This is a genomic window from Clostridium phoceensis, from assembly GCF_001244495.1.
In the GTDB taxonomy this organism is placed as follows: domain Bacteria; phylum Bacillota; class Clostridia; order Oscillospirales; family Oscillospiraceae; genus Lawsonibacter; species Lawsonibacter asaccharolyticus.
In genome coordinates this window covers 1,114,719-1,137,375 of sequence record NZ_LN866274.1, presented here as the reverse complement: position 1 = coordinate 1,137,375, position 22,657 = coordinate 1,114,719, and the positions used below count along the sequence as shown (strand labels likewise).

Genomic DNA, 22,657 nt, shown 5'->3' with positions numbered 1-22,657 from the left:
GATCCCTCCGGTATTTTGATTTCAAATTTAAAGCTGTTTTGCATATGGGATTTTATTGAATGGGTGTTTCAGAGGCTCACCGTTCAGCCCGCGGACCACTTCCTCCGCCGCGCTGGTCAAAAGTGTAAATTCTGCTTCTTCTGAATACCATGCGGCGTGGGGAGTAATGATCACATTGTTCATTTGGAGCAGAGGATCATCTTTTTCAATGTACTCCTGGGACAGCACGTCCAATCCTGCGCCTGCAATCTGCCCGGTCTGCAGCGCCTGTAGCAGATCTCTCTCCTGGATCACACCGCCCCGGGCCGTGTTGATCAGGAACGCGCCGGGCTTCATCCAGCCAAAGAACTCCCGGTCGATTATCTCTTTCGTCTCACTGGTCAGCGGCAGATGGACCGACACCACATCGCTTTCCTGTGCCACTTCCTTGGCAGACTTCAAGATGATATCCAAATCGTTCACCTGATCCTGCTTCAAATAAGGATCATAGGCGATGACCCGCATGCCAAATGCTTGGGCCTTCTTAGCTGCACATCGGGCGATCGCCCCGCACCCCATCAGGCCAAATACTCGATTTTGAATACGATGGACCGGCTTTGTCACTGCGTAGTCCCACATCCCCTCCTGCACTGTCCTGGTAAGGATATTGAACTTCTTGGTGATGGCCAGCATCAGCAAGATGGCATGGGTGGATACATCTTCGATCCCATAGTCGGGTACATTCGCCACGGGGATCCCAGCGGCAGTCGCCGCAGCCACATCGATGTTGTCCATACCGACTGCACTGCGGACGATCAGGCGGCACTTAGGCAGGGCGTCGATGATTTCCTTGGTGATTTTGGCAAAGTGTACCTGGACCGCATCTGCATCCTTGGCTACCTGGATGATCTCCTCTGCCGTCTTACATTGGTAAGGCCGGAATTCAAATCCCGCCCGATCATAGACATCCTGAAAAGGCTGAATGGAATCATACATATAGTCGGTCAGCACAACGACCGGCTTGTAATCCAACTTTATCGACATAAAAATCCTCCATCCACCGGGAGTGTTACCCCACTGATATAGTCCGAAGCCTCAGAGGCCAGGAACACCACTACAGCTTTGAAGGCTTCCGGGTCTCCCCAGCCTCCGGCAGGAATCCGTGACAATATCTCCTGATTGCGCACCGAATCCTCCATCAAGGGTCGGTTCATATCAGTAGCAATGTACCCAGGCGCAATGGCATTTACGTTGATGCCTTTTGCAATCCATTCATTGGTTAGCGCGCGGGTCAGTCCCATCACAGCCGTCTTTGTAGCCGTATAGGCAGGTACGCGATAGCCGCCCAAATAGCTGAGCATAGAGGCAATGTTGATGATTTTGCCTTTGTGCTGTTTTTCCATCTCCCTGGCTGCCAGCTGGCTGAGGAAAAAGACTGCATTCAGATTCAAGGCTACCACAGCGTCCCAGTCCTCCCGACTGAAATCCACGCTGTCCATCCGTTTCTGCATCCCTGCGCAGTTCACCAGGATATCCAGTCTTCCACCCAACAGTTCCATACTCTGACGGAATGCGTCATCCAACTGGACCCGATCTGTTAAATCGGCCACTACACCGTCCGCGGAAAATCCCCGTTCCCGAAAAAAGTCCCGGACCTTGTACATACGCTCTGAGCGGTTGATCAGAACGACCTGAGCACCGGACTCACACAGCCCTTCAGCCAGGTAGCGGCCGATTCCCTCCAGGGACCCGACTCCAGTGATAATGGCTTTTTTCCCGGTCAGGTCGAATTTCCGAATCATTTCTGTCCTCATAGCGGTCCCTCGCTCACTTCACATAGCTCTGATCCTGATTATAGACCCCGAACACCCGGTCTTGTGGGCGCTTAGCTACCAAGACCCACATATATTTGTTGCAAGTACCGGGCGATGCGACCGTGGGATGATATCCCATAGGGAAGACCACCATGTTACCCTCACGCACTGGATGGGCAACGGCATCATAAAACCCATTCTTCTCCAGGTAAGTGAATTGGAAGCCAAGCTTAGGAGCGGGCATATCGAAATAGCAGTAGGTCTCCTCCAGTGTTTTGGCATGTTCATGAGGCGGCCAACTGGTCCAGCAAGCATCTCCGCCGAAAGTATAGCCGCACATCAGGCGGGAGGCAGGAGTCTTGTCATTGATCATCAGGAAAACTTCCCGTTTGAATATTCCCTCACCATGGATTTCGTGGAAGTCGCCCAGAGGTGTATCGGGATCAAAGCGGATGAAGTGAGTCTGCCCGATCCCTTCGTACTTGGCAAAGGCGACATAAAAGCTGCAGTCCTCCCTGGCTGTCAGCACACAGCCAGTATCTGCACTGAGATACACGCAATCTAGCTTCTTCATTTCCTCATCAAAGCAGCCGTCCACTTTGGCGTGCCCAGCACCGGAAACCAGTGCGATGCACATCTCATATCCTTCACTGGACACGATGTGGCTATCTCCAGCCTTCAGATTGATCCGGTTGATATGGGTGTACTCACACTCCTGCTTTTGGGGAGAGATTGCCTCCTGGACACCGTACTCTTTGGTTGTAGCCACATTCCACTTGTACATATCTTCTCGTTTCATAGTTTAGTCCCTTTCTGCGGCAACGCCGCACACATAGCTTTTATTCGATTTGGTATATCAGGGAACTACAAAGGCCGTGATTTGCGGTACCAAGATGATAAAAATCACAATGGCAAGGTTGGCAATAAAGAAAGGCATCTCGCCTTTGGAAACATCCTCCACATTCAGTTTGGAGACATTAGCGATTCCAAATATGTTGACCGCCACTGGCGGTGTACAGCATCCGAGGGAGTTCATGATACAGAACATGATGCCGAAATGAATCCCGTCGATCCCCATCGCCTGTACAATAGGCCAAAGCAGGGGGACCAACAGCACCGCAATAGAGGTGCCGTCCATAAACATCCCAAAAATCAGGAACAGGATAAAGCAGAACAATAAGAATACTGTTTTGCTCATATTGGAATTGACTACGAAGTCGCTGATCCCCTTTGACAGTCCGGTATAAGAGAAGAAGTAGGAGAACGAGGAGGCACAGGCAATAATGAACATCACCGTTGCGCTCCCTTTTGCGGAGGTCACGAAGATACGCGGCAAATCAGTCCATTTAATTTCTCGATAAACGAAAATACCAATAAAGATGGCCGCCACTACCGCGATTCCTGCAGACTCTGTGGGAGTAAATATCCCGCTGTAAATACCGCCCAGGATGATAAAGGGAATCAGCAGTGCGGGGAACGAGTCCAACAGCACCTGTAGGAATCCCTTGAACCTCTGATGCTGGACCCCCGCTTTGGGCCACTTCTGCCAGTTGGCCATAACTGCCACGATGATACAAAATACCACCGTGGTCACGACACCCCAGAACAGGCCAACCGCAAACATGTCAGTGATGGAGACCCCTGTCAGCGTGCCATATACGATCATAATGATGCTGGGCGGAATGACCGGGCCAAGGCCGCCGGCCACTGCCAGCAGTCCGGCAGAAGTCTTCTCCGGATAACCCATCTGTTTCATAGCCGGGTAAAGCATAGAGCCAATCGCGATCACCGTGGCGGGGCCGGAACCAGACAGGGCTGCGAAGATGGCGCAGGCCAGCACCGCCGTATAGCCTAGTGAGCCGCGGATCCGCCCAGTCAGGCAATTGACAAACTCCACAATTTTCCCTGAGATACCACCATCTGTCATGATGTTGCCCGCCAAAATAAATAACGGGATCGCCATCAGGGAGGCAGAGTCAATACCGGTGAACAGCTTCTGGCTGATCATGACCAGCGGAATATCACAATAGATAAAGCTGACCACAGCGGAGATGCCCAGGGAAACAGAGACCGGGATACCGATGATGAGGGCGATCACAAACGTACCAAACAAAATCGCTATGGTCATGCTGCTTCCCCCTCCTTCTTTTTGTGGTGCAAAATCGTATTAAGCAGAATGATGCACTGAGTAACAAAAATCAACACACACCCCACCGTGATGGATGCCTGAGGCACCCAAGTGGGCATACCCAAACCGGGTGTGGCCGATTGGGCAGCAGCCTGGGTCTGAAGGAGCCGGAAAGAAGTAAGCCCCACCACGCCGGAAAAAATAATAGTAACAATGGTAGAAACATCCTGCAACAAACCTGCGACCTTAGGCGGCAGGCGCCGAACCAAGGAATCAATATTGAGCTGTGAGTGGTCTCGCAGGCCTATTTCGGCGGCAAATAAAATGATATATACCATACAGGCCCTCGCAACTTCCTCAAACCAGCCGATCTCCAATTTGAAAATGTTGCGGTTCACCACCTGCGAGAATACGGCCAGCACCATCACAGCAAACAGGGCAGAAATCAATATCCGCTCTATTTTGTCAATCACAGTTACGAGCCTCACAAGGTTACCTCGCCTTTCTTATCTTGATCTCAGCATAACGAACTTCTTTATATATCCTCTGCTTTTTGGTGGCCCCGCCCATCTGGGACGGGGCCACTGTCACAAAAGGGCCAATATCACTTTTCCGCTGCGGCGACCATGTCCAGCATCTCCTGGGGCAGGCTGTCCGCGAACTCACCATACAGGGAAGCGGTGGCCTCTTTCAGGGACTCGCGGTCGATTTCGATAATCTCCAGACCGGCGGCCTCCAGCTCCTCAATGGCGGCCTCGTTGGCCTCCATACACATCTGGCGGCCAGCCTCGGCGCCATCACGGCAAGCCTGGAAGAAGGTGTCCCGGAGATCCTCGGGAATCTTATCGATAGCGCTCTGAGAGATCAGCACGGGGCAGACGTTGTAGAAGTGCCCGGTCAAAGTCACATACTTGGCCACTTCAGTGAAGCCGTCGGTAGCGATGTTGCTCAATGCATTCTCGCCGGCGTTGACAGTGTTCTGCTGCATGGCGGTAAACAGTTCGTTATAACCCATGGGAGTGGCGATGGCACCCAAAGCGTTGAATGTGGCCATGTCCAGGGGATTCTCCATGGTGCGGATCTTAATGCTCTTGAAATCATCAATAGTACGCACAGGGACCGTGGAGAAGACATGCCGGAAACCGGTGGGCAGATAGCAGGCAATGGTGATGCCTTTTTCTTGAGCAAGCTCATTGAGCTTCTCACCCAGCTCCCCATTCAAAGCGTTGGCGATATGATCGTCGGTCTCAAACATGAAGGGGGCGCCCAGAACAGCCAGCTCGGGGATCACAGTCCCCAGGACGGCCTGGTTGCTGATTGCCATATCCAGGGTATTCATCTGAATAGCTTCCATGGAAGGCTTGACGTCCCCCAACTGAGAGCTGGGGTAGACTTCAATCTGGATGCGACCGTTTGTCTGGGTGGCGACCTCCTCAGCGATTCGCTGCATCGCCAGATGGTTGGTTGCTGTCGGGCTGTGGCAGTCGCTCAGCTTCAGAGTAATGGTCTCCTGATCATTGCCGCCTCCAGACCCAGAAAGCTCTCCCGGCACATCGGGAGTAGATGTGCTCGTACCACCGCCGCCGCAAGCCGTAAGGGAGAGGGTCATGACGCAGGTCAAGATGAGAGAAGTCAGCTTTTTCATTTGTTTTTCCTCCGTTTCTTTATTGATTCGTTTTCAGGGAAAGATCGTTGTTTCGAGCAAAAGCATTTTAGTTAATCGATTTCATTCTTTTCAAAAATACAATTTTATATAGAAACCAAAACTTTATCTTGTGCTATCAAACAATATCTCCCCCTAATGTAGATCTAATTATATACTTTTCGACGATATTGTAAAGTGCTATTTGCAAATTTTCTAGTTTAAACAAATTTTAAGTCCGATTTTTATGAACTACTCCTAACCCCCTTCTCCAATATTTTCTCATTTTTGTTTATCGGTTTCATTAAAGTGAATAAGGGTGATTTTGCAAGCATATCAACTACCATAACGGTCCACCCAGTGAAATCCGAAGGACAACTTTACCCATGCAGGCCCGCCGCGTCAGCGGCGGGCCTGTTCGTCGTCCCGTTTAGGCATGATGGGGTAAAATTTTCAATAAAAATATATGGAAATGTCCCACACAGAGGGAAGTTCCCAGGTTTTATGTAGGGCTCGGCATCCCTGATACGCTGCGAAAATCTTCCTCTTGCAGGGGAGGTGCCCCGAAGGGGGCCTTTCCGTCCCCCGGGGTTACATCCAATAAGGGTGACCAAAACAGGAGCCCAATAGAAATCCAGCGCAAGTGATTTCCGTTGGGGGGGACGAGTAGCGGCAGGAGCGAATCTTTCTCTTTAGGGCTAGACGAGTGATCTGGAGCTTACGAGGATGAGCTCGGTCGCTGAAGAGGAGGATTTTTAAGGGGAATATGAATCGAAATATCTCCCCCTTAAACGGCTCTTTGCCGCGACTGGCAAAGTGGGACGCCGCTAGTGCGGTGAAATAGCTCGGGTAATCACGTGGGGCCACCCCCCCACAACGTATCATCCGCAGGAGCCGGCGGGGTCGAACTCGTCATTGGTGACGCAGGTCATGATGTCGACTACCCAGAGCACCTCGATGGCTTCTTGGTTGTCCTCGGAAGTCACGTCGCTGTAGCCCGTGGCGCCGGTGCCGACGACCATCAGCCCCAAGGTCATGACGGTGGCCAGAGCCAGGCTGAGGGCCCGCTTCAGGTTTCTCATTCAGAATTCCTCCTTTTAGATTTTTGCTGCCAATTCTAGAATCGGTAACACATTTCGGGATGTTCTCCCATATCCAGAGGTTTTCGGAAGCTTTTTTACCCAATTTAGCTGTGAGTACCACACCTCTTGTATGCAAAAATCACCGCCAAATTGGCGGTGATTTTCCTTAAAAATGGTGGACCTAATCGGGATCGAACCGACGACCTTACGGATGCGAACCGTACGCTCTCCCAGCTGAGCTATAGGCCCATATTTAGTTATCTTATATAATTTGAAGCATTTTGCTTTGTTTTATATGCCTGTCTTCAAAAGAAACTCGTTTTTATGACAGGCCGTTGATGGGACCATCCTGCCCTTCACAGCAGGGGGCAGCCTTTAGACAGGTTTTCATTATACCAGATTTATCAAAAATGTAAAGCCCTTACCGCAAATTTTTTTATCCTCTTTCCCATCCTGTTTTGGGGATGACTGGAATTCAAATTTATACCCCAGCATTTGTAAATTCCCAATGATTCCCTCCGCGGGAAGTTCTCATATAATTATTCAGTTTGTCCAATAGGCAAATTCCCGCTGTACGCTTATAATGAATATAAAACAATTCTGCCGTTTTCCTTTCCACATGCGGCCGGCGGATAGCTCTTCCCGCCGGGTAGAGGTGAACAACCATGCAGATCTTCTCCGGACAGTCAATTTCATCTGATGTCGTTTTCGGCCCTCTTCATTTCCTTACGCCCGCACCGCCGACGATATCTGCTCATTCTCCCCTCCCGCCAGAAGAGGAGTGGGAGCGCTTCTCCACGGCTCACCGCCAGGCAGTACTGGAGCTGGCCCAGCTCTATGACCAAGCTGTCCAGATGGTGGGGGAAAAGCTGGCCACCATTTTTGCCATCCACGCCATGCTCCTGGATGACCAAGACTATCAGGACACTGTCTACTCCATGATATTTTCCTGCGGCTGTACAGCTGAGCACGCCTCTAAGACTGCTATGGATCACCTGGTATCCCTCTTTGAGCAGATGGACAGCCCCTATATGCAGGCCCGCGCCTCTGATGTCCGGGCCATCTCCGATCGAATGCTCCGTATCCTCACCGGCCGCGGCACTTTGCCCCCCGTCTCTTTCTCTCCTTCTATCCTGGTGAGCACAGAATTTGCTCCCAGCCAGATCATCACCCTCGACCGCTCCTGTATTTTGGGCTTTATTGCTATGCGCGGCAGTGTACAGAGCCACGCCGCTGCCCTGTCCCGAGCCCTCTCCATCCCCGCCCTGGTGAAGCTCGATCTCTCGGCTTCCCTGGAAGGCCACACTGCCCTTCTAGATGGAGGAGCGCAGAAGCTGTATGTGGACCCTACCCCTGACATTCTCTCCCGTCTGGGCCCCCCTGATCCAAGCATCCGCCTCTCCACACCGAATCAGTTATAACAGAGCCTTCGGACCGCTCCGGTCGTCCGAAGGCTCTTCTTTGCAAAATAATATTTTTTTGCTGGGAACTTTTCTTAATTCCTGTCGTCCAAAAGAGTGTACAGAGGAACTTCCCTCAAAAATCTCAAATATCATAATAAGGAGAACCCAAATGAAACGAATCTTTACTCTGATCCTTGCCCTTTCTCTGCTGGCCCTCACCGCCTGCTCCGGCGGCGGCACCGGTGAGACAGACAGCTTGACCCCTGAGGAGCGCACCCAGCGCTTCGTCACTGCCATCACCGATGCCCGCAGCGAGGAGGACAACGAATACAACAGCATCCTCAGCTCCGCGGATGACGACACGGCGGATATGACTTTCCAGCTCCTAGGGGTCACCGCCGAGGATATGGAGTCCTTTGCCATCAGCGTGTCACTGATGAACGTCAAGGCCTACGGCATTGCCGTCATCAAGCCCGCACAGGACAGCGAGGACACGGTGAAAGAGGGCCTTCAGGGCTTTATCGACCAGCAGCAGCAGAATTTCCAGATGTATCTGCCTGACCAGTATGAGGTCGCCAAGAACGCCCGCTTGGAGACGCTGGAGGACGGGACCGTGGTCATGGTGATGTGTGAGGACCAGGATACGGTCTTTGACTCCATCATTGATTCCCTTCAGGCCGGCTGACCCGCGCTCTTTTCTGCGGGCAAGCTTTCGACAAATTTTCTGCGGCCCCGCCGGAAGGCGGGGCCGCAGCTTTTGATCTGCTCTGGATCTCCCTCATGCCTCTTTTTTCTGTTGTAATATTCTCCAATCAGTGTTATATTAAAAGCGGATATACCAAACACTTTTCACAAGACGGGAGGTAAGAATATGAACGCGATCCAGCTTACATCGAGATTCAACCCCCAGCTTGAGGTGTCGGTCTTCCAGGGGCATTTTGCCACCCGGCACTCCCACAACAGCCACTACATCGACATCACCCGCATGAAGCACGAGTTCACCATGGCCCGGGAAGCTGCCATGACCCTGGCCCAGAACTACGCCTATGACAAGGGGGTGGACACCATCGTATGTCTGGACGGGAGCGAGGTCATCGGCGCGTTCCTCGCCCGCCACCTGGCCAAAAAGGAAGTCTTTTCCGTCAACAGCAGCAAAAACATTAACGTAGTCACCCCGGAGTATGACTCCAACGGGCAGCTGATCTTCCGGGACAACCTGACCCCCATGATCGTGGGGCGGGAGGTGCTGATCCTGATCTCCACCGTCAACTCCGGCAAGAGCGCCCGGCGCACCCTGGAGTGTGTCCAGTATTACGGCGGCAAGGTCCAGGGCATTGCCGCCATCTTCAGCATGCTGGAACAGGTGGACGGCATCCCGGTGTACAGTCTTTTCTCCCCTGACGACATCGCCGGATATATCTCCAGCTCCCCCAAGGAGTGCCCCATGTGCCGGGCCGGCCAGAAGATCGATGCCCTGGCCAACAGTTTCGGCCTGTCCATGCTGTGACCCACGCTTGCTATCGTGCATCCCCCGGATGCACGATTTTTATACCTATTTATTCATTTTTCCTTGCATAATATTCATTTTTGGTGAAAGTAAACGGAATATTTTTTGTCGTTTCTGGATAATCATACGATTCAGCACTTGCTTTTTGCTTTAAACGGTGGTAGACTTCCCTTAACATTGAATGATGCGGAGCTGCGGCGGCCCTGATCCGGCCCCACGCCCGCCCATAATCAGGAGGAAATGAACTATGTCTCAAATCAAAAAAGTGGTACTGGCCTATTCCGGCGGCCTGGATACATCCATCATCATCCCCTGGCTGAAAGAGAATTACGGTGACCCCGAGATCATCGCTGTCTCCGGCGATGTGGGACAGGGGACCGAGCTGGACGGCCTGGAGGAGAAGGCCATCAAGACCGGCGCCTCCAAGCTGTACGTGGAGGACCTGACAGATGAGATGGTAGATGACGTCATCATCCCCTCCATGATGATGGGAGCCAAGTATGAGGACTATCTGCTGGGCACCGCCTTCGCCCGTCCCATCATCGCCAAGCGGCTGGTAGAGATCGCCAAGGCGGAGGGTGCCGACGCGATCTGCCACGGCTGCACCGGCAAGGGCAACGACCAGGTGCGCTTTGAGCTGGCCATCAAGCGCTTCGCCCCCGAGATGAAGATCATCGCCCCCTGGCGTGAGTGGGACATCAAGGGCCGCGACGAGGAGATCGACTATGCCGAGTCCCACAATGTGCCCCTGAAGATCAGCCGGGAGACCAACTACTCCAAGGACAAGAACCTGTGGCACCTGAGCCATGAGGGTCTGGACCTGGAAGACCCGGCCAACGAGCCCCAGTACGACAAGCCCGGCTTCCTGGAGATGGGCGTCTCCCCCGCCATGGCCCCTGACCAGGCCACCTATGTGACCCTGGATTTTGAGAAGGGCTGGCCTGTGGCCGTGGACGGCGAGAAGATGAAAGCCAGCGATATCATCCGCAAGCTGAACCAGCTGGGCGGCGAGAACGGCATCGGTCTGCTGGACATCGTGGAAAACCGGCTGGTGGGCATGAAGGACCGCGGCGTGTACGAGACCCCCGGCGGCACCATTCTCTACCGGGCCCACGAGGTGCTGGAGATGATCACCATTGATAAGGACACCAAGCACATGAAGCAGAAGCTGGCGGTGGACTTTGCCGACCTGGTGTACAACGGCAAGTGGTTCACCCCCCTGCGGGAGGCCCTCACCGCCTTCGCCGTGGACACCCAGAAGCATGTCACCGGACAGGTGAAGCTGAAGCTGTACAAGGGCAATATCATCACCGCCTCCGTCACCTCCCCCGAGAGCCTGTACTCCGAGAACCTAGTCACCTTCGAGGAGAGCGACTACAACCAGGACGATGCGACTGGCTTCATCAATCTGTGGGGCCTGCCCGATACCGTCCAGGCGCTGCGGGAGCAGGGAAAGCTGAAATAAATTTCAATTAGGAATTAGGAATGAGGAATAAACGGATTCGCCTGCGGCGAATGAAATTCAAGCCGTCTGGCTTCGCCGGACCCCTCAATTTCTAATTCCTAATTCCTCATTCCTAATTAAGGAGCGATTCAATATGAAACTTTGGGCCGGCCGGTTTCAGAAAGAGACCGACACCTTAGTAAACGACTTCAACTCCTCCATCGGGTTCGACGCCCGGCTGTATAAGCAGGACATCCAGGGCTCCATGGCGCACGCCGCCATGCTGGGCCGGCAGGGCATCATCGAGGAGCACGAGGCGGAGAAGATCATCAACGGTCTCAAGACCATCCTCTCCGAGATCGAAGGGGATGGTGTGGAGTTCTCCCTGGACAACGAGGACATCCACATGAACATCGAAGCCATGCTCACCCATCGCATCGGCGATGCGGGCAAGCGTCTCCACACCGCCCGCAGCCGAAATGACCAGGTGGCGGTGGACACCCGTCTGTATGTGAAGGAGGAGATTCCCGTCCTTATCGGCAAGGTGCTGGATCTGGAGCGGGTCCTGGTGAAGAAGGCCAAGGCCCATCTGGACACCGTGATGCCCGGCTACACCCACCTCCAGCGGGCCCAGCCTACCACCTTCGCCCACTACATGATGGCCTACGCCAACATGTTCAAGCGGGACGTGACCCGGCTGGAGGACTGTCTGGAGCGGCTGGACGAGTGCCCCCTGGGCGCGGGCGCCCTGGCCACCTCCACCTATCCGGTGGACCGCTTCGCCACCGCCCAGGCCCTGGGCTTCAAAAAGCCCACCGACAACTCCATGGATTCCGTCTCTGACCGGGACTATGTGATCGAACTGCTCTCCGCCCTGTCCATCCTGATGATGCATCTGTCCCGGTTCTCCGAGGAGATCATCCTCTGGTGCTCCTGGGAGTTCAAGTTCGTGGACCTGGACGACGCCTACTCCACCGGCTCCTCCATCATGCCCCAGAAGAAGAACCCTGACGTGGCCGAGCTGGTCCGGGGCAAGACGGGCCGGGTGTACGGCGATCTGGTCACCCTGCTGACCATGATGAAGGGCCTGCCCCTGGCCTACAACAAGGACATGCAGGAGGACAAGGAGGCCCTGTTCGACGCCGTGGACACGGTGGAGCTGTGCCTGCCCGTCTTCGCCGCCATGGTGGACACCCTGACGGTGCGCCCCAAAAACATGGCCAAGGCGGCGGCCGGCGGCTTCATCAACGCCACCGACTGCGCCGACTACCTGGTCAAGAAGGGCCTGCCCTTCCGGGAGGCCTATATGATCGTGGGCCGTCTGGTCAACCTGTGCATCAAGACCGGGGACACCCTGGACACCTTGACCCTGAAGGACTTCCGGGCCATCTCCGGACTGTTTGACGAGGATGTGTACAAGGCCCTGGAGTTAAAGACCTGCGTCAACGGCCGGAGCGTCTACGGCGGTCCCGCCCGGGAGAGCGTGGAGAAGCAGATCTCCAATATCGAGGGATTCCTTGCGCAGCGGAGCTGACTTTTATTCCTCCCCCATTTCGTTTCGTGTTCCTGGCGGGGGCCTTTTTGTGCTCCCCTCTCCCGCGGGGCAGGACACACAGACGATCGGAACTTATCTTTCAAAAATCAGGTGGTCCTTATGAACAAACCCAAGATCTATATTGACGGCAAGGAGGGCACCACAGGCCTGCAGATCTATGAACGGCTGGGCGGCCGGGACGATCTGGAGCTGCTGCTCATTGACGAGGACAAGCGGAAGGACACCGAGGAGCGGCGCAAGTTCCTCAACGCCGCCGACCTGGTCTTTCTGTGCCTGCCCGACGCTGCCGCCGTGGAGGCGGTCTCCCTTATTGAGAACGGGAACACCAAGGTGATCGACGCCTCCACCGCCCACCGCACCTCCCCCGGCTGGGCCTACGGCTTTGCGGAGCTGTCCAAGCTCCACCGGGCGCAGATCTGCGAGAGCATGCGGGTCTCGAACCCCGGCTGCCACGCCACCGGGTTCATCAGCATTGTCTATCCCCTGGTGGGCATGGGCATCCTGCCCGCCGACACGCCTCTCAGCTGCTTCTCCCTCACCGGCTATTCCGGCGGCGGGAAGAAGATGATTGCCCAGTATGAGGCAGAGGGGCGGGAGGACCTTTTGAGCAGCCCCGCCATCTATGGCATCACCCAGAGCCACAAGCACCTGCCGGAGATGCAGGTCCGCTGCGGCCTCAGCTGTCCGCCGGTGTTCAGCCCCATTGTGGACGACTATTACAAGGGTATGGCCACCACCGTACCCCTGCACCTGTCTCAGCTGCGGGGGGTAAGCAGCCTCCACGACGTGTGGAAGGCCCTCTCCGACTACTACGCCGGGCAGAAGCTGGTCCGCGTGGCCCCTGAGGGAGCCGATGGCAAGCTCTATGGCGCGGGCAAGGCCGGGGACGATGACCTGACCCTCACCGTGGCAGGCAACGACGGCCAGCTGACGGTGACGGCCCTCTTCGACAATCTGGGCAAGGGTGCCAGCGGCGCCGCGGTACAGAACATGAATCTGATGCTGGGCTTTGAGGAGACCGAAGGGCTGAGCCTGAGCTGAAATAGGCGGCCATTCTCCCTCTTTTTTCTGAAATTTCTGGTCCGGGACTTGACGAAAGCCCCGGACCGGCGGTTTAATGGAACTGAGAATTTCCCTTCCCCCTTCTGGGGCACTTTGCTGGAAAGGAAGTCTGTACAGCTATGAAACAGGTATCTGGCGGCGTCTGCGCCGCAAAGGGCTTCGTGGCCGCCGGCGTCCACTGCGGCGTCAAGGCCAGCAGCAGCCCGGATAAAAACGACCTCGCCCTGATCCTCTCTGAGAAGGAGTGTACCGCCGCCGCCACCTATACCCTCAACCGGGTGAAGGCGGCTCCCCTGTACGTCACCATGGACCACCTGGAGAACGGGGTAGCCTGGGGCGTGGTAGCAAACAGCGGCAACGCCAACGCCTGCTGTCCCATGAGCCACGAGAACGCCCAGGCCATGTGTCTGGCCGCCGCCCAGGCCACCGGCCGGGCCCCCGAGGATTTTGCCGTGGCCTCTACAGGCGTCATCGGCCAGACCATCAACATCACCGCCATCCAGGCCGGGATGCCCGCCCTGGCGGCCAAGCTGGGCCCGGAGGGCTCCGAGGATGCGGCCCGGGCCATCATGACCACCGACACGGTGAAGAAGGAGCTGGCCTTCTCCCTCACCCTGGGTGGAAAAGAGGTCACCCTGGGTGCCATCGCCAAGGGCTCCGGTATGATCCACCCCAACATGGGCACCATGCTCTGCTTCATCACCACCGACTGTGCCATCACCCACGAGATGCTGGAGGACGCTCTGCGGGAGGTAGTGGCCCGCACCTTCAACCGGGTAACGGTGGACGGGGACACCTCCACCAACGACATGTGTCTGGCCCTGGCCAACGGTATGGCCGGCAACCCCCTCATCGAGTGGAAGGACGAGGACTACTCCGCCTTCCTGGCCGCCCTGGAGGAGCTCTGCCGCCAGCTGGCCCGCTCCATTGCCGGGGACGGCGAGGGGGCCAGCAAGCTGGTCACCTGCAGGATGACCGGCGCCCGCAGTGAGGAGAGCGCCGAGCGCCTGGCCAAGGCGGTGGTCGGCTCCTCTCTGGTGAAGGCCGCCATGTTCGGTTCCGATGCCAACTGGGGGCGGGTACTGTGCGCCATGGGCTACTCCAAGGCCCCCTTCCGCCCCGAGCATGTGGACGTCACCTTCCAGTCCCAGGCGGGTTCCGTCCCGGTCTGCCGGCAGGGGGACGGCCTGCCCTTTGACGAGGACGCCGCCAAGCGCATTCTCAGTGAGAAGGAAGTGGTCATCCTTGTGGACCTGCACGAGGGGGACGAGGCTGCCGAGTGCTGGGGCTGTGACCTCACCTATGACTACGTGAAGATCAATGGAGACTATCGCACCTGATCCCTGGCCCAGAGGGAAGGGAGGCACGGGGAGCGCCGCCATGTGCTCCGGCTCCTCCCTCCCCATATTTTACTGTTTGAGGGGGAATACGCATGTCCTTCAATGAAGTGGACCGCGCCCAGGTGCTGGCCGAGGCGCTGCCCTATATCCAGAAATATTATGGCAAGACCATTGTGGTCAAGTACGGCGGCAACGCCATGATCTCCGACGAGCTGCGGCAGGCCGTGATTTCCGACATCATCCTGCTCCACCTGGTGGGGCTGCGGGTGGTGGTTGTCCACGGCGGCGGACCTGAGATCAGCGAGATGCTGAAAAAGACGGGCAAGGAGTCCCGATTTGTGGACGGCCTGCGCTACACCGATGAGGAGACCATGGATGTGGTACAGCAGGTGCTGTGCGGCCGGGTGAACAAGAATCTGGTGGCCACCCTGAACCGCCTGGGCGGCCGGGCCCTGGGCCTGTGCGGCCTGGACGGCGCGCTGTTCCAGGCCCGTCTTCTGGACGAGAGATTCGGCCTGGTGGGGGAGATCACCAAGGTGGACCCCACCCCGGTCAACGACGCGCTGGACAACAACTACATCCCCGTGGTGTCCACCGTGGCCCTGGGGACGGATGCGGAGACCTCCTACAACATCAACGCCGACACGGCGGCCGCCAAGCTGGCGGTGGCACTGGGGGCGGAGAAGCTGATCCTGCTCACCGATGTGCGGGGGCTGCTGCGGGACCCGAAGGATGAGCGCACCCTGATCCCGGAGCTCCAGCTCTCCCAAGTCCCCGCCCTTGTCCGGGAGGGGGTCATCTCCGGCGGCATGATCCCCAAGGTGGACTGCTGCGTGGAGGCGGTCCGCTCTGGCGTCAAGTCCGCCATCATCCTGGACGGCCGCGTCCCCCATTCCATCCTCATCGAGCTGCTCTCCAACGAGGGCATCGGCACCATGCTGGTCAACTGAACTAGGAGCGCCGGAAGGAGAATCGTTATGACCTTTGAAGAGATCAAAGCACTGGACCATCAGTACGTGATGCAGTCCTACGGCCGCTTCGACGTGGCCGTGGACCACGGCAGGGGCGCCACCCTCTGGGACACCCAGGGCCGGGAATACATCGACTTCACCTCCGGCATCGGCGTGTGCTCCCTGGGCTACGCCGACGAGGGCTGGGTGAACGCCATCACCGAGCAGGCAGGCAAGCTGGGACACATCTCCAATCTGTTCTACGCTGAGCCCTATGTGAAGGCCGCGGAGAAGCTGTGCCGGAAAGCGGGCATGTCCAACGTGTTCTTCGCCAACTCCGGCGCGGAGAGCAACGAGGGCCTGATCAAGCTGGCCCGCAAGTACTCCTTTGACAAGTACGGCAAGGGACGGGGGACCATCATCACCCTCCACAAGTCCTTCCACGGCCGCACCATCACCACCCTCTCCGCCACTGGGCAGGACGTGTTCCACAACTATTTCTTCCCCTTTACCGAGGGCTTCCGCCACGCCGACGCCAACGACTTCGACAGCGTGGAAGCCATGGCCGGACACGATGTGTGCGCCGTCATGTTCGAGCTCATCCAGGGCGAGGGCGGCGTGCTCCCCCTGGACCGGGAGTTTGTGCAGAAGGTGGCCGACCTGTGCGCCAAGCGGGACTGGCTGCTCCTCATCGACGAGGTGCAGACCGGCGTGGGCCGCACCGGCTCTCTCTTTGCCTTTCAGCAGTACGGCATCCAGCCTGACGCAGTCTCCTTCGCCAAAGGCATCGCCGGCGGCCTGCCCTTCGGCGGCGTGATGGCGGGAGAGAAGTGCCGCAATGTCTTCACCACCGGCACCCACGGCACCACCTTCGGGGGCAACCCCATCTCCGCGGCCGCAGCCTGCTACGTGCTGGACCGGATGGACGACGCCATGTTCCAGTCCGTCCAGGAGAAGGGGGCATATCTCCGCAGCCGCATTGAGGCCCTGGACCTGCCATGCCTGGGCGCCACCCGGGGCATGGGCCTGATGATCGGCATCGACGTGAAGGGGGAGCGCACCAACAAGGAGCTGGCCGCCAAGCTGATCCAGAGCGGCCTGCTGGTCCTCACCGCCGGCCCCGGCCTGCGCCTGCTCCCCCCCCTGGTCATCACCCAGGAGGAGATGGATAAGGGCCTGGCCATCCTGAAAGCAGCGCTTTCTTAACTTCAGCGCGGAGGGCAGGCCCGCTCCCTCTGTCATCCTCACTCTGAACATCGGGGGTTTTTATCATGCAGAAAGACTTACTCAAGCTGCTGGATCTGTCCAAGGAGGACATCATCAAGATCCTCAACACCGCTGACCAGCTGAAATACAGCCAGAAGCATGGTCTGGTCCACGACTATCTCCGTGGCAAGACTCTGGCCATGATTTTTGAGAAGAACTCCACCCGGACCAGGGTCTCCTTTGAGACTGGAATGTACCAGCTGGGCGGACACGCTCTGTTCCTGTCCGGCAAGGAGAGCCAGATCGGCCGGGGCGAGCCCATCGAGGACACCGCCCGGGTCCTGGCCCGCTACTGCGACGGCATCATGATCCGCACCTTCCATCAAGAGGAGGTGGAATCCCTGGCCAGTCACTCCCACATCCCCGTCATCAACGGCCTGACCGACTTCTGTCACCCCTGCCAGGTGCTGGCCGACCTGATGACCGTCCGGGAGCACAAGGCCACCCTGGAGGGATTGAAGCTGTGCTACATCGGGGATGGCAACAACATGGCCAACTCCCTCATCGTGGGCGGCCTGAAGTGCGGCATGGAGGTATCGGTGGCCTGCCCCGCCGGCTACGACCCTGACCCCCAGGTGCTCGCATTTGCCGCCAGCCAGCCGGACTTCAAATTCTCCCTGGTCCGCACCCCCCAGGAGGCGGCCGCCGGGGCCGACGTGGTCTTTACTGACGTGTGGGCCTCCATGGGCCAGGAGGAGGAGCGTGCCGTCCGGGCCGCCGCCTTTGCCGGCTATCAGGTCAACGACCGCCTTATGACCCTCACCAACCCGGGGTGTATGGTACAGCACTGCCTGCCCGCCCACCGTGGGGAGGAGATCACGGCGGAGGTCTTTGAGGCCCACGCCCAGGAGATCTTTGACGAGGCGGAAAACCGCCTCCACGCCCAGAAGGCCGTCATGTACCTGCTGATGTGCCCCGACGCCAAATAAATCAGACAGAGGGCCGCCCCAGGACAACGTTCCGGGGCGGCCAGACTGTCGAAAAAGCGGCAGAGCCGCTTTTTCGAGAAATCAAGCACGCAAGCTGGGTCCCGATCCCTTGCAGGAAAGTGGGCCCATCTTGCGTAAGAGGTGTCATTTCCGAGGTACACGCCCCCGGAAATGACGTGATTTAATTTGATTCCGTCGCCTGCGGGCAACGGAACTCCTTGCAGGAGGGCTTTTTTGACAAGCTGGCCGCCCCGGGACGTTGTCCCAGGGCGGCCAGCTGTGCGCTTCAGTATTCCTCTGTCAGGATCAGCATGCCGTCCAGGAATTTTTTCAGGTTCACCTTGCCGCGTCCCCCTTTTCCCCGCAGATGGGCCATCTCAGCCCGCACCTCGGGAAAGGGGAAGAGCACCGCGGCATACTGGGTGAAGAACTCGTTCCCATAGTCCTCCACCCCCAGGCTGGCGATATGGCCCAGCCCCCGCTCCACCGCCCGCCGGACCCGCTGCTCCATGGTCTTGGGGCTGTCACTGAGCTGGCTGCACAGGGTGCCCACCCCGATCTGAGAGGCCGTCTGCTTTCGCTCCAGCAGGAAGAGGCACAGCTCCATGATGTCCCCGGCCCCCTTCTCCCCTGCCATGCCCAGCTGGCTCAGGATATACTGGATGCGCCGGCGCCACACCTCCTGCCGCCCCGCCGGAGCGGCGGGCTGGGGCTCCCGGCTCTGAAACACGCTCTGGATGGTGTGGAGGGCCCTCTCGTTCTCCATCTGCCGGATCACGTTGCCCACCACCTGGCGCACCTCGATCAGGTTGATGGGCTTCTGGATAAAGAACTCCACCCCGGCCTGATACGCTTTTGCGATCAGCTCTTTGGCCGACACCTGGGAGATCATCACGAACTTGGCCCGGCTGCCCAGCTCCTTCAGCTCCCGCACCAGCTGGATGCCGTCCCGCCCGGGCATCAGCAAATCCACCAGCACCAGATCCGGGTCCAGCGCCATGATCCGCTCCGGGTCCGTGGCCCCCTCCTCGCTGGCGCCGCACACCCGGCCCAGTGCGTTGCTCTCCAGGATATCCTCCAGCACCCCGATCACCGAGGGGTCGTCCTCCGCGATATAGATCCTCATTTCTCTCTCTTCTCCCCCTTCACACGGTGGAGCGGCAGCTCCACGGAAAAACGCGCGCCCCGCCCCGGCTGGCTCTCCACCGAGACGGAGCCGCCCAGCTCCTCTGTCAGCGACTTGACTGCGGGCAGGCCCACGCCCCGGTTGATGTTGCCGGTCTCCGGGTCAAATTTGGTGGAATAGCCCACCTGGAACAGATTGTGCATGGAGCGCTCCGAGATACCGGGGCCGTCGTCTGACACGGTGAGAAACAGAGTGTCACCCTCCACCCGCTCCTCCACCAGCACGATCCCACGGCCGCCAGCTCCCTGAATGGCCTCGATGGCGTTGGTCACCAGGTTCTTCAGGATGGACAGCAGGCGGTAGTGCTCCTGGGTGGAGAAGTCGGCGGTGCGCCTGCACTCCAGGCGGATGCTGGCCCGGTTCTCCCCCAGCATCCGCCGGGTGGAGTTCTCCAGAATGTGCATCAGATCCTGGAATTCCATCTGCTCCTGGTCATAGACCTCCTCCACCTCCCCCTCGATGCCCCGGATGATGCGCAGGTTGTCCTTTTTCACCTCGTGGACGTCCCGGGCAATGGACAGGGCCAGGGCACTCAGCTCACCGCTCTCCCCTTCCTTCTCCCCCAGCCGCTCATAGAGGCGGTATGCGTTGGTCATCACCTGTTCAATGTCGTCGGAGTTCTTTTTTAAAAAGTACAGCTCGTTTTTCAGCTCCGCCGTCATCAGGAACAGGCGCTGGTAGCGCCGCTCGTGCTCCTGCCGCAGCAGCAGGCGGTGGTAGTACCGGCTTCCCCACAGGATCATGGCCGCAGTGAAGGATCGGGCCACCGCCAGTCCGATCAGGGGGAGCAGGGCCCGGGCCTCCGTCTCCAGCCCCCGCACTCCGGAGGACAGGTACAGATTGATCACATTGGAGATAAAGTCACTGACCAGAAAGGCCGCTCCCATCCGCCCCAGAGAGGCGGTGCGCCGGTCCCGGATCAGCAGGCAGAGCACGCAGTCATAGCAGAGGTAGAACACGCCGCCGGGATACTCCATCCGCAGCGCCTCCCCCGGCGGCATCCCTGCCGCCAGGTCCAGTGCCAGCCGCATCATCACCACGCACAGTCCGGTGACCAGCCCAGTGTCCGGGCGGTGGCTCTCCCGCATCATGGTCACCAGCAGGGCCGGGTAGAGGATGGCGGCGGTGGAGACCCGGAAGCCCTCCGCCCACACTGTCAGATACAGCTGGGAGGTCAGGGCCACTGCCAGCCCGATCAGCAGCCTGCGCTGCCACGGGCCGATCCTCCAGCCTTTTCTCCCCAGTCCCCCCATGGCGCTCTCCCCCCGTTTTTTCTCTATTTTACTCCATCCCCCGGCAGCTGCGCAAGCGTCCCCCTCCCCCTTCCCGCAAAATTCCACCCTTTTCTAAAAAAATCCGCTCCCGCTCCCGCCCCCTCCATTGACTTTCCTCCCGGAATTGGGTATGATTCACTTTATGTAATACGTCGTCCAAGCGCGGAAAGGAAGTTTTGACCATGCCCACACTGGAACAGTTCAAAAACGCCCGGAGCGTCTTAAAGGGCGTGATCCGGGAGACCAGTCTCATCGACTCCCCGGCCCTGTCCAAGGGCTGCGGCAACCGGGTCTATCTCAAGCCCGAAAATATGCAGGTCACCGGCGCCTACAAGATCCGGGGCGCTTACTATAAGATCAGCACCCTGACCCAGGAACAGCGGGAGCGGGGCCTGGTCACCGCCTCCGCCGGCAACCACGCCCAGGGCGTGGCCTACGCTGCCCAGGCCGCCGGCGTGCCCGCCACCATCGTCATGCCCACCACCACCCCCCTGGTGAAGGTGAACAATACCAAGGACTACGGGGCCAAGGTCATCCTCCACGGTGAGGTCTTTGACGAGTCCGCCGAGCTGGCCGCCAAGCTGGCGGAGGAGGAGGGGCTGACCTATATCCACCCCTTCAACGACCTGGAGGTGGCCACCGGCCAGGGCACCATCGCCTATGAGATCTTCCAGGACCTGCCCGACGTGGACATCATCCTGGTGCCCATCGGCGGCGGCGGGCTGGCGGCGGGTGTGTCCACCCTGGCCAAGCTGCTCAACCCCAACGTAAAAGTCATCGGCGTGGAGCCGGAGGGGGCGGCCTGCATGAAGGCCAGCCTGGAGGCGGGCCATGTGGTCTCCCTGCCCACCGCCAACACCATCGCTGACGGCACCGCCGTCAAGACCCCTGGAGACAAGGTGTTCCCCTACATCCGGGACCATGTGGACCAGATCATCACCATCCCGGATACGGAGCTGGTGGAGGCCTTCCTGGATGTGATGGAGAAGCATAAGATGGTGGTGGAGAACTCCGGCCTGCTGTCCGTGGCCGCTCTGCGCCACCTGTCCTGCCAGGGGCTGAACGTGGTCTGCGTCCTCTCCGGCGGCAACATGGACGTGATCACCATGGCCTCCCTGGTCCAGCACGGCCTGATCATGCGGGGCCGCATCTTCACCTTCTCCGTCCTCCTCCCCGACCGTCCCGGTGCCCTGCTCAGCATCGCCGATATCCTGGCCCGGGAGAACGGCAACGTCATCAAGCTGGAGCACAACCAGTTCGTGAACATCAACCGCCAGAGCGGCGTGGAGCTGAAGGTCACCCTGGAGGCCTTCGGCCACGACCACAAGGACCGCATCCTGGAGGCGCTGAGCCAGGCCGGCTACCAGGCCCACGAGGTGGACACCACCGATTTCTATCACTGATCCGGCCCTGTTGACTTGCGCTCTTTTTGGGGAAGCCCCCACGTCAGACCGTATCCAACAAAACAGAAAGGGGATCTTTGAAATGGATTTTGAGGCTTTGCAGGCGGCCCGGGAGAGCTGCCGTGTGTACAGCGACCGCCCCGTGCCCCGGGAGGCCCTGGCCCACCTGGTGGACGTAGCCCGGCTGGCCCCCAGCGGCTGCAACGCCCAGCCCTGGCGCTTCATCATCATCGACGAGCCAGAGGCCCGGGCCAAGCTCATTGAGGCGCTGGACGACGACGGGCTCACCGGCTGCCCCTGGGGAGACCGGGTGCCCAACTTCATCCTGATCTGTGAGGATGAGGCACACGTCAAGCCCGGCGTCGCGGAGCACTACGGTACCCAGCACTTCGCCCAGATGGACATCGGCATGGCTGCCATGGCCCTGTGCTATGAGGCCACTTCCATGGGGCTGGGCACCTGCCTCATCGGCACCATGAACCAGGCCAAGCTGCACCAGTCCTTCGGCATCCCGGAGGAGCGGCCCGTCCGCCTGATCGTCACCGTGGGCTATCCCGCCAAGGAGACCNTAGCCCCATCTAGTGGGGTATAAGGGACAGGCCACTGCCCCCGCCGGGCAGGGCCCGGCGGGGGGTATCTGAAAAGCGGCGGGCCATCCGGATCGGCCGGGGCCGCCGGGCGGCCGTGGGATCA

21 protein-coding genes and 1 tRNA gene are annotated in these 22,657 nt (G+C 58.4%); 12 read left to right on the top strand and 10 right to left on the bottom strand.

What is annotated here, in order from left to right:
• Positions 1 to 27: 27 nt before the first annotated feature.
• The 8 genes from BN1969_RS06305 to BN1969_RS06270 all read right to left on the bottom strand — a co-directional run bounded on the left by BN1969_RS06305 (position 28) and on the right by BN1969_RS06270 (position 6,894).
• On the bottom strand, positions 28 to 1,023 hold the full coding sequence (locus BN1969_RS06305) for a C-terminal binding protein (protein ID WP_050623522.1): 996 nt from the start codon (positions 1,021 to 1,023) through the stop codon (positions 28 to 30).
• Complete coding sequence (locus tag BN1969_RS06300; RefSeq protein ID WP_050623521.1) at positions 1,014 to 1,781, bottom strand: SDR family oxidoreductase; 768 nt, start codon at positions 1,779 to 1,781, stop codon at positions 1,014 to 1,016. Before BN1969_RS06300 ends, BN1969_RS06305 begins: the two co-directional genes overlap by 10 nt.
• A gap of 25 nt (positions 1,782 to 1,806) precedes the next feature.
• A complete protein-coding gene (locus BN1969_RS06295) occupies positions 1,807 to 2,592 on the bottom strand; it encodes a 5-deoxy-glucuronate isomerase (RefSeq protein WP_050623520.1) in 786 nt (261 codons plus the stop codon).
• 57 nt (positions 2,593 to 2,649) lie between these two features.
• Positions 2,650 to 3,921: a TRAP transporter large permease gene (locus BN1969_RS06290; protein ID WP_050623519.1), complete on the bottom strand. Its 1,272-nt coding sequence runs from the start codon at positions 3,919 to 3,921 to the stop codon at positions 2,650 to 2,652.
• Positions 3,918 to 4,394, bottom strand: a complete 477-nt coding sequence (locus tag BN1969_RS06285) for a TRAP transporter small permease (protein ID WP_147577012.1) — start codon at positions 4,392 to 4,394, stop codon at positions 3,918 to 3,920. The genes BN1969_RS06290 and BN1969_RS06285 overlap by 4 nt, the downstream gene beginning before the upstream one ends.
• 131 nt (positions 4,395 to 4,525) lie before the next feature.
• Positions 4,526 to 5,566, bottom strand: a complete 1,041-nt coding sequence (locus BN1969_RS06280) for a TRAP transporter substrate-binding protein (protein WP_050623517.1) — start codon at positions 5,564 to 5,566, stop codon at positions 4,526 to 4,528.
• An 878-nt stretch (positions 5,567 to 6,444) separates the two neighbouring features.
• Complete coding sequence (locus tag BN1969_RS06275; RefSeq protein WP_050623516.1) at positions 6,445 to 6,645, bottom strand: hypothetical protein; 201 nt, start codon at positions 6,643 to 6,645, stop codon at positions 6,445 to 6,447.
• 173 nt (positions 6,646 to 6,818) lie between these two features.
• A tRNA-Ala gene (locus BN1969_RS06270) sits at positions 6,819 to 6,894 on the bottom strand.
• Positions 6,895 to 7,310: 416 nt separating this feature from the next.
• On the opposite strand from BN1969_RS06270, the gene BN1969_RS06265 reads away from it, so the two are divergent.
• From BN1969_RS06265 to argF, 10 genes are all read left to right on the top strand, one after another.
• On the top strand, positions 7,311 to 8,066 hold the full coding sequence (locus tag BN1969_RS06265; protein WP_077138712.1) for a phosphoenolpyruvate-utilizing N-terminal domain-containing protein: 756 nt from the start codon (positions 7,311 to 7,313) through the stop codon (positions 8,064 to 8,066).
• Positions 8,067 to 8,217: 151 nt separating this feature from the next.
• Complete coding sequence (locus BN1969_RS06260) at positions 8,218 to 8,733, top strand: DUF4358 domain-containing protein (protein WP_050623514.1); 516 nt, start codon at positions 8,218 to 8,220, stop codon at positions 8,731 to 8,733.
• A gap of 186 nt (positions 8,734 to 8,919) precedes the next feature.
• On the top strand, positions 8,920 to 9,555 hold the full coding sequence (locus BN1969_RS06255; RefSeq protein WP_050623513.1) for a type I phosphoribosyltransferase: 636 nt from the start codon (positions 8,920 to 8,922) through the stop codon (positions 9,553 to 9,555).
• A 247-nt stretch (positions 9,556 to 9,802) separates the two neighbouring features.
• Entirely contained in the window at positions 9,803 to 11,020 is a 1,218-nt protein-coding gene (locus BN1969_RS06250) for an argininosuccinate synthase (RefSeq protein WP_050623512.1), read from the top strand.
• Positions 11,021 to 11,153: 133 nt separating this feature from the next.
• Positions 11,154 to 12,533, top strand: a complete 1,380-nt coding sequence (gene argH / locus BN1969_RS06245) for an argininosuccinate lyase (RefSeq protein WP_050623511.1) — start codon at positions 11,154 to 11,156, stop codon at positions 12,531 to 12,533.
• 120 nt (positions 12,534 to 12,653) lie between these two features.
• The gene (gene argC, locus BN1969_RS06240) at positions 12,654 to 13,595 is read left to right on the top strand and encodes an N-acetyl-gamma-glutamyl-phosphate reductase (protein ID WP_050623510.1); all 942 of its coding nucleotides are present in this window, start codon (positions 12,654 to 12,656) and stop codon (positions 13,593 to 13,595) included.
• A 140-nt stretch (positions 13,596 to 13,735) separates the two neighbouring features.
• A complete protein-coding gene (gene argJ, locus BN1969_RS06235; RefSeq protein ID WP_050623509.1) occupies positions 13,736 to 14,956 on the top strand; it encodes a bifunctional glutamate N-acetyltransferase/amino-acid acetyltransferase ArgJ in 1,221 nt (406 codons plus the stop codon).
• A gap of 92 nt (positions 14,957 to 15,048) precedes the next feature.
• On the top strand, positions 15,049 to 15,906 hold the full coding sequence (argB, locus tag BN1969_RS06230) for an acetylglutamate kinase (RefSeq protein WP_050623508.1): 858 nt from the start codon (positions 15,049 to 15,051) through the stop codon (positions 15,904 to 15,906).
• A gap of 27 nt (positions 15,907 to 15,933) precedes the next feature.
• Complete coding sequence (locus BN1969_RS06225; RefSeq protein WP_050623507.1) at positions 15,934 to 17,112, top strand: acetylornithine/succinylornithine family transaminase; 1,179 nt, start codon at positions 15,934 to 15,936, stop codon at positions 17,110 to 17,112.
• Positions 17,113 to 17,177: 65 nt separating this feature from the next.
• Positions 17,178 to 18,101 carry an ornithine carbamoyltransferase gene (gene argF / locus BN1969_RS06220; protein WP_050623506.1) on the top strand — a complete coding sequence of 308 codons (924 nt, stop codon included), beginning with the start codon at positions 17,178 to 17,180 and terminating at the stop codon, positions 18,099 to 18,101.
• 286 nt (positions 18,102 to 18,387) lie between these two features.
• On the opposite strand, the gene BN1969_RS06215 is transcribed toward argF, so the two are convergent.
• Together BN1969_RS06215 and BN1969_RS06210 are read right to left on the bottom strand one after the other, a co-directional pair.
• Positions 18,388 to 19,227, bottom strand: coding sequence for a DNA-binding domain-containing protein (locus tag BN1969_RS06215; RefSeq protein WP_050623505.1), 840 nt, complete (start codon positions 19,225 to 19,227; stop codon positions 18,388 to 18,390).
• The gene (locus tag BN1969_RS06210; RefSeq protein ID WP_050623504.1) at positions 19,224 to 20,540 is read right to left on the bottom strand and encodes a sensor histidine kinase; all 1,317 of its coding nucleotides are present in this window, start codon (positions 20,538 to 20,540) and stop codon (positions 19,224 to 19,226) included. The genes BN1969_RS06215 and BN1969_RS06210 overlap by 4 nt, the downstream gene beginning before the upstream one ends.
• A gap of 203 nt (positions 20,541 to 20,743) precedes the next feature.
• Here BN1969_RS06210 and ilvA point away from each other — a divergent pair, with 203 nt between their 5' ends.
• Together ilvA and BN1969_RS06200 are read left to right on the top strand one after the other, a co-directional pair.
• Positions 20,744 to 21,964, top strand: a complete 1,221-nt coding sequence (gene ilvA / locus BN1969_RS06205) for a threonine ammonia-lyase (RefSeq protein WP_050623503.1) — start codon at positions 20,744 to 20,746, stop codon at positions 21,962 to 21,964.
• A gap of 82 nt (positions 21,965 to 22,046) precedes the next feature.
• A complete protein-coding gene (locus tag BN1969_RS06200; protein WP_050623502.1) occupies positions 22,047 to 22,556 on the top strand; it encodes a nitroreductase family protein in 510 nt (169 codons plus the stop codon).
• Positions 22,557 to 22,657 lie beyond the last annotated feature (101 nt).